The sequence below is a fragment of the Psychrobacter sp. AOP5-GZ1-6 genome (assembly GCF_052376345.1).
Classification (GTDB): Bacteria; Pseudomonadota; Gammaproteobacteria; order Pseudomonadales; family Moraxellaceae; genus Psychrobacter.
Genome location: NZ_JBQSVP010000151.1, coordinates 1 through 7,078 on the forward strand (window position 1 = coordinate 1; position 7,078 = coordinate 7,078).

Annotated in this window: 7 protein-coding genes; 6 read left to right on the forward strand and 1 reads right to left on the reverse strand. The window is 40.3% G+C overall.

Annotated elements, in window-relative coordinates; all coding sequences use genetic code 11:
• Positions 1–37: 37 nt before the first annotated feature.
• On the reverse strand, positions 38–922 hold the full coding sequence (locus ACT3RN_RS13670) for a metal ABC transporter solute-binding protein, Zn/Mn family (protein WP_192518632.1): 885 nt from the start codon (positions 920–922) through the stop codon (positions 38–40).
• A gap of 169 nt (positions 923–1,091) precedes the next feature.
• Here ACT3RN_RS13670 and ACT3RN_RS13675 point away from each other — a divergent pair, with 169 nt between their 5' ends.
• The 6 genes from ACT3RN_RS13675 (at position 1,092) to gluQRS (ending at position 7,015) form a co-directional block, all read left to right on the forward strand.
• Positions 1,092–1,655 (forward strand): Fur family transcriptional regulator, encoded by a 564-nt coding sequence (locus ACT3RN_RS13675; protein ID WP_192518633.1) that lies wholly within the window; start codon positions 1,092–1,094, stop codon positions 1,653–1,655.
• A 121-nt stretch (positions 1,656–1,776) separates the two neighbouring features.
• On the forward strand, positions 1,777–2,583 hold the full coding sequence (locus ACT3RN_RS13680; RefSeq protein ID WP_192518634.1) for a metal ABC transporter ATP-binding protein: 807 nt from the start codon (positions 1,777–1,779) through the stop codon (positions 2,581–2,583).
• A 99-nt stretch (positions 2,584–2,682) separates the two neighbouring features.
• The gene (locus tag ACT3RN_RS13685; RefSeq protein WP_192518635.1) at positions 2,683–3,501 is read left to right on the forward strand and encodes a metal ABC transporter permease; all 819 of its coding nucleotides are present in this window, start codon (positions 2,683–2,685) and stop codon (positions 3,499–3,501) included.
• A gap of 430 nt (positions 3,502–3,931) precedes the next feature.
• Positions 3,932–4,780, forward strand: coding sequence for a metallophosphoesterase (locus ACT3RN_RS13690; RefSeq protein ID WP_192518636.1), 849 nt, complete (start codon positions 3,932–3,934; stop codon positions 4,778–4,780).
• Between the two features lie 583 nt (positions 4,781–5,363).
• The gene (gene dksA, locus ACT3RN_RS13695) at positions 5,364–5,801 is read left to right on the forward strand and encodes an RNA polymerase-binding protein DksA (protein ID WP_192518637.1); all 438 of its coding nucleotides are present in this window, start codon (positions 5,364–5,366) and stop codon (positions 5,799–5,801) included.
• 272 nt (positions 5,802–6,073) lie between these two features.
• On the forward strand, positions 6,074–7,015 hold the full coding sequence (gene gluQRS, locus ACT3RN_RS13700) for a tRNA glutamyl-Q(34) synthetase GluQRS (protein WP_192518638.1): 942 nt from the start codon (positions 6,074–6,076) through the stop codon (positions 7,013–7,015).
• Positions 7,016–7,078 lie beyond the last annotated feature (63 nt).

The following is a 7,078-nucleotide window of genomic DNA, read 5'->3' on the forward strand; positions in this document are numbered from 1 at the left end:
TGGTGAATACTTATTTAGTGGATATTTATACCTACTCTTAGTTACCATCAATACAATTATTAATTTGTTGTGCCATTTGCATCCACCCTTCTACGAAATCTTTGCTAGAGCTCATATCTTCGATTTGTATGGTTGTTTTCACAGGCTGTAGCTTGGCAAGCAAACCTTTCGGAACAGTGCCCTGATTGACCATACACATCTGATCAACAGGACGGTTTTCATTCAACCAGCGTAACTGACTGGCTTTTGGAGAAAGGTGATGATCTGGGCTCAAACTACCTGCTAACTTTATATGAGCCGCTTTTTCGATATATTGATACGCATCATGATAAACCCAGTAAGGACGATTTTTCTGAGCGTCTTGTTGTATATCAGCAACAGCTTTATCCATGCGTTCAGCAAACTTTTTAACATTAGATTGATAGGTATCTGCATACTCTGGATTAGCGCGGCTATGTATCACTGCTAGTGCACGGGTGATGGCTTTGGCGTTTTCAGGATCTAGCCAAATATGTGGATCAAGTGTGTTCTCAATCGGTACGCCTTTTACATCACGCAGCGGATAACGATTAAAAGCATTAAAATCAAACATAGCAATCGCGTTGGGGGCGGTTTGTAAACTACCAGTTAAGCTATTTTCTAGTGCAGGACCAAACCAGACGACAAACTTACTGTCTTTAATGGCCTTGATATCGCTTGGGCTGACGCTCCCGTGATGCCCTACATCGCCTGCTTGTAGAATTCTATTGGCTGATGGTGTTCCCTCAGTCACCGCTTCACTGAGTAAAAACATCGGATAGTTGCTCACACTAACCGTTGCTGCTTGGGCGTTTAGCGTTAAGAACCCTAGTACTGCTCCAGAAATTAGCAGACGTTTTATCTTGATAACTGGACGTAATAACTGATTGAAAGCTGATTTCATAATAGATGTCTTTGATATATGAGTAATGGTTTGTAAATACTATATTTGATGCAAACTAAAGGTATGACAGATAAACTAAGGTCGCTTATCTGCCTTGCTTTTTATTATGTTATACTATAACAATAAAAAATATAATAAAACAGCCATTTTATTTTTAGGAGTTCGCACTATGTCTACCCATTCATCAGATTGTGAACATTTACATGATGTGCAAGATTTTACACCGCATGACGTTGTCGAGCGCTTAACAGCAGCAAAGGAACAATGTCAGTTAAGTGGTGCACGCTTTACGTCATTGCGTCAACAAATATATCAGTTAGTATTAGAAGCCAATAAACCCATTGGTGCCTACGATTTAATCGCCCAACTACAAGATATGCGCCTGTCAGACTCTGAAACCAGTGATGACAATAAGAAGCCTCACTCGCAAAAGCCCTCATCAAAAAAACAAACCAAAAAAAACGTCGCTCCACCTACAGTTTATCGCAGTTTGGAGTTTTTATTGAGCGAAGGTTTAATTCATCAGTTGACGTCTATTAACGCTTATATTCCTTGCTGTCACCCAAGGGCACAGCATACGGCAGCTTTCCTGATCTGTGATCAGTGCCAGCGTGTACAAGAATGTAGCAGCTTACCAGTACAAGAGATGATGAGCTTTGCTGAGCAAGATGTTGGGTTTGTTGTGGAGAACAGTGTGATTGAGCTTAGTGGTCGATGCCAAGCGTGCCAGTAATATATGAGCATTTGAACTTCTGTACTTAAACGTCAGTATTTGTATATGATGATATGCTCTAACTCTCTATAGCAATATTCTGATTACCTCTATCCTTTACTTATCCATTTGTTGTCATATTATGAGCCTCTCTTCTACCTTAATATCTAATCAGCCGCCCTCCCCTACTGCTGATAACCCTACCGCGAACGATACTAAACAGCTGCTAAGCTTGAGCAATATCAACTACCATGTCGGACCGCAACGTATTCTCTCAAATATCAATATTGATATTACTACCAATGAGACGGTGAGCCTGGTTGGGCCTAATGGTGCTGGTAAATCAACGCTAGTCAAACTAATTTTGGGTTTGATTGAGCCGACTCAGGGCAACATAACTGCGCATCAACCACTGCGACTTGGCTATGTACCGCAGCGATTTACAGTCCCGCCAATATTGCCCTTGCGAGTCAGCGACCTGCTGAATCAAGCAAATAAAAACCGGTTAACCGTAGAGCAACGCCAGTTCATATTTGATAATTTAGCATTGACGCATTTGCTATCACGGCAGATGCTGCACTTGTCAGGTGGTGAAACACAGCGCGTTTTATTAGCCCGAGCCTTATTAGATAAACCCAATTTATTAATTTTGGATGAACCTATGCAAGGGCTTGATCCTGATACTGAAGTTTGGCTGTATCAATTCATTGATACGCTCCCAGATTTCTTGCGTTGTGCCATGTTGGTGATATCCCATGATCTACACTGGGTAATGAGAGGCAGTCGACGCGTTATTTGCCTCAACAAACATATCTGCTGCGAGGGACAACCAAGCGAACTGGCCATTAGCACCGAATTTAAAAAACTATTTGGTCATTACTATGAGCAGCCTTATGTGCATCAGCCACATGCTTGCCAGCATCACGCACCAAATGAGATCGAACCATAACCATCAAAACCCCACATATTACGGCTGTGTTTAGTCCGATGTTTTTGACATTTACTGATACCGTCTTAAGACCTTATAAAAATTTTACGGATATTTATTATGACCACTTGGTTAGCCATTATCGCTCCTGCTTGGATTGCTGGCAGCATTTTAGCATTACTATCAGCACCTTTAGGGTGTTTGGTGTTGTGGCGCCGTATGGCATTTTTTGCTGATGCTCTAGCACATGGCACCTTACTAGGTGTGGCCTTAGCCGCTTGGTGGCAAATTCCCATGGGCATTGGTGTCTTGCTAGTCAGTGTCATGGTAGTGTTAGGACTGGTATTGATTGATGATGAACGTCTACCTGCAGATGCCGTACTGGCGGTCGTTGCCGTATCATTACTGTGCTTGGGTTTATTGACCCTCACACAGCTAACCGACCAACAATCCAACGTCTTGGGGTTTTTGTTTGGCAATCTATTAGAGCTCGATTGGGCTGACTTGCCTTTACTCGCGGGTAGTGTGCTAGTGGGTTTGGGCTTACTACGCTATATATGGCCAGCACAAATTAAGCTTGCTACTCACGAAGCACTGGCACGTATTCAGGGCATTAACCCAACACGTCAACGATTGTTTTTTATGGGAATATTGGCAGGGTTCTGTGCCGTTGCGCTACAAGCGGTCGGTAGCTTGCTGATCAGTGGTTTGTTGGTATTACCAGCACTCACCGCACGCTTATGGGTGACCTCACCCAAACAAATGGTCGTCATATCATTACTTATCGCGCAGCTTGGGGTCACATTGGGCGTTTGGGGTAGTATTTGGTTAGATATTCAGACAGGACTGTCTATTGTATTAATATTGGCTATTTTATTTTTTATCGCACTTATTTTTTCAAAGTTAATAACCTCAAAATTTTGGGTAGCACGCTCTTAAAGGGTGCCATTAATTCAATTAATAGTCGTTTGAACAAGCCAAACATATCGTTAAATAACAGGGTAATGTTTTGATACTATCGAATTTATCCGTGCTATTTTCTCATTTTTATCCCCATTTTTAAAAAGGAGAACATGCTAGAGTGACTAAGTAACTACCCTAAAAGCATTTTTTATTGTATTATCCGACTTTATTTGATTAGTATTTCTAGAGCTTTGATTCACTTTATGTTATAAACTTTCCCTAATATTATCAGTATTATAATGAATAAAAAGCTGCCTATAATGATGATTGCAAGTATAGTGTGGTAACTACCATTAAATACTATATCGAATGGGAAAATAAGTAGTGAAAACAAATCACAGCGACTCATTTATTTACAGTCATTTTGACAGCATGAAATGTTCTGACTCAATAAGGAAGTGGCCCAATGCCAACCTATCCTGTCAGTAAAATCAGCACGCCAGATAAGCAGGTCAATGTATTGCAAGTCACTGATTTGCATTTATCGACGCCTGTTGATTTTATGTCTGACAATGATAGTAGTGATCATGATAAACCTGCTATTTATCAACATAGCTTTGAGAAAGTACTTCAGCAAGCATTAAGCGCAGATATGCGCTGTGATTTAATCTTGGTAACTGGTGACTTAGTTAATAAAGTTGAGCCTGTCATTTATGATCATATCTTCAAAGTATTACAAGCAACTGGTGTTCCTTTTGCTTGTATTGCCGGCAATCATGATGTGACTGATGAGATTGACAGTCATTTGCCCTTCCCTCAGCGCACGCTGGTCGGGCGTTCTACCGACCCTCGTTTATTAAGTCAACATATTATCGAAACCGATCATTGGCAGTTATTGTTATTAGACTCATCTATTACAGGTAAAGTGGCAGGAGAAGTAACACCTGATGATATTGACTGGTTGTGCAAGAGACTCAGTGCCTGTGATAAACCTGCATTGATCGCCCTCCACCATCATGTCGTACCAGTAAACTCTGCCTGGATTGATAACCATATGGTAGAAAACAGCGAGAGATTTTGGCAATATATGGCGGCATTTGAGCATCTAAAAGTAATCATAAGCGGACATATTCATCAAGAGCAAGTTCGCCACCGTCAAGACGTTACCGTCTATAGCACACCGTCTACTTGCTATCAGTTTATGCCTAATGAAGATAGCTTTGCCTACGATAACGACGCTCTACCTGGTTATCGTTGGTTGCAATTAGGCAACAATGGAAAGGTTGCAAGCTGGATTGAAAGACTGGATACTTGACGCCCAGTTTGATTGCTCCAAATATCAATTAAATCTGTTTTATATCAATATTTTGGTTAATATTCCTTGATTAAATATATAATGGCTAACCAAGTAAAGTTGCTATTAAGATAAAAAATAACTTCATTATTATTAAAAACAATGATACAACTTATAAAATAAAGCGAAGACCACCTAATATTTGATATTAGGCAAAATCATAATAGCTAGGATGGCTAAGTTGAGTAAAAAGGGTCGTTTTTTCCGTCAGCAGTTGGTGACATATTTTAGGCATTACGATATCTAGTCAGTTCCATGTAACTTAGAGAAAAAGAAGGTGAGTGAGCGCTGGGCAAGTAGTAGGCTAAGCAAGCCTGACACCGTATCTTCTTTATCTGGCATTGACTATATTTAAATAAAAACAGGTATAAGTATATGTCTGACCATCGATATATTCATACTATTAGACCAACTGTGTTACTTGTGTTACCAAGTGGTAAAACGTTTTATAAATGGACCACATTACAATGTTCGTAAAATTAATAACGTGCTATCTGTTGATACGTCGTTTTATTGAATTAATTTGAAAAAGTAGGATACCCATATGAGCACCGTGACCACGAACCCGAGTGAAGTAAAGTTTACTCCTTATGTGCCAGCCAAAGACGAAGAGTATATGTCTGATGCTCAATTAGAGCATTTCAGGGCTATTCTGTTGGACTGGAAAAACCAATTGATTGGCGAAGCAGATCGTACCAAGACTTATATTCAAGATGAGTCAAGTTCCATGCCAGATATCAATGATCGTGCCACCCAAGAAGAAGAGTTTGCCTTAGCATTACGTACACGTGACCGTGAACGCAAGCTCATTCGCAAAATCGATAAATCGATAGCAGAAATAGAAAATGATGACTATGGCTTTTGTGAGACTTGTGGTGTAGAGATTGGTCTTCGTCGCCTAGAAGCACGCCCAACAGCCACTCAATGTATTGATTGTAAAACACTATCTGAAATTAAAGAACGTCAAAACCAAGGCGCTTAAAGAAGATATTGTGTATGACTTTCAATTATCAGTAGTAAGCATTGACAGTCATAAAAACCTAAGAGTAAGTAAGAATGAGCGACCATATATTGGTCGCTCGTTGCGTTTTAGGCTATCGCTTTTTTAGTCCATGGTTTATAGTAATCATGACAAATGTAAGCCACAATAAAATTGATGCATTTAATAAATATCTTTTTTGGCTCATCCTTATTATCCTAGTGGTATAACACTACTATCGATAACCCCTTATTTTGAAAAGCATCTAGACACCTATGTCCATTTCAAACGTATCCACTCAGCCTATTGGTCGATTTGCACCTTCACCTACTGGCGAACTACATCTTGGCTCTTTAACCACTGCTCTTGCTAGCTTTTGCCATATAAAATCACTCGGTGGTCAGTGGTTATTGCGTATCGAGGATACTGATACTGAACGCTGTGATAAGCAGTTTACTGAGCAAATCTTGATCGATCTGGAAGCGCTTGGACTACAATGGGATGGCGATATCATTTATCAGTCTGAGCGTATTGATATCTATAATGATTATCTCAATTCAACCCTATGGCCGCTCACTTATGGTTGCCAATGCTCACGTAAAGACTTAGAACAATATTGGTCACAAGAGCAACAACGCCCACATCATACCCACAACCAATTACCACCAAATAGACATCGCTACCCACGTTGCTGTGTCACAGCGGACCTTGATAGAGAACGACATAAACTGCGCATACAGCTACCAAATTATAGGATTGGCTTTAATGATGGTATTCAAGGAATACAATGGGACAATCCTCAGCAAACCTTAGGTGATATGGTGGTACGTCGCCAAGATAATATGATTAATTATATTTTGGCAGCAAGTCTTGATGATGGGCTACAGCAGATTACACATGTCATGCGAGGATTGGATATCCTACCCATGACCACAGCACAAATTAGTATCATGCAAACAGCTGGTTTACCCGTTGTCGATCATTGGTATCACCTACCATTAATATGTAATCCGGATGGGCAAAAACTCTCCAAACAAAATCTCGCACAACCAATTGATACACGCAATCCAAGTCAATTAATCGCTCATGCACTGAAGCTATTGCAACAGCCAACTGTCGATAGAGATACGCCTGAAAACATGCTCAAGCAAGCAATTACCCAGTGGGACAATACACCGTTACAACACAAACACCAGTTGAACTTGCCTAACTTATAAACAGCGATACTTAAAAATAAACAACAAAAGCGCCGCTAGCTAGCGGCGCTTTTTGAGTAAATT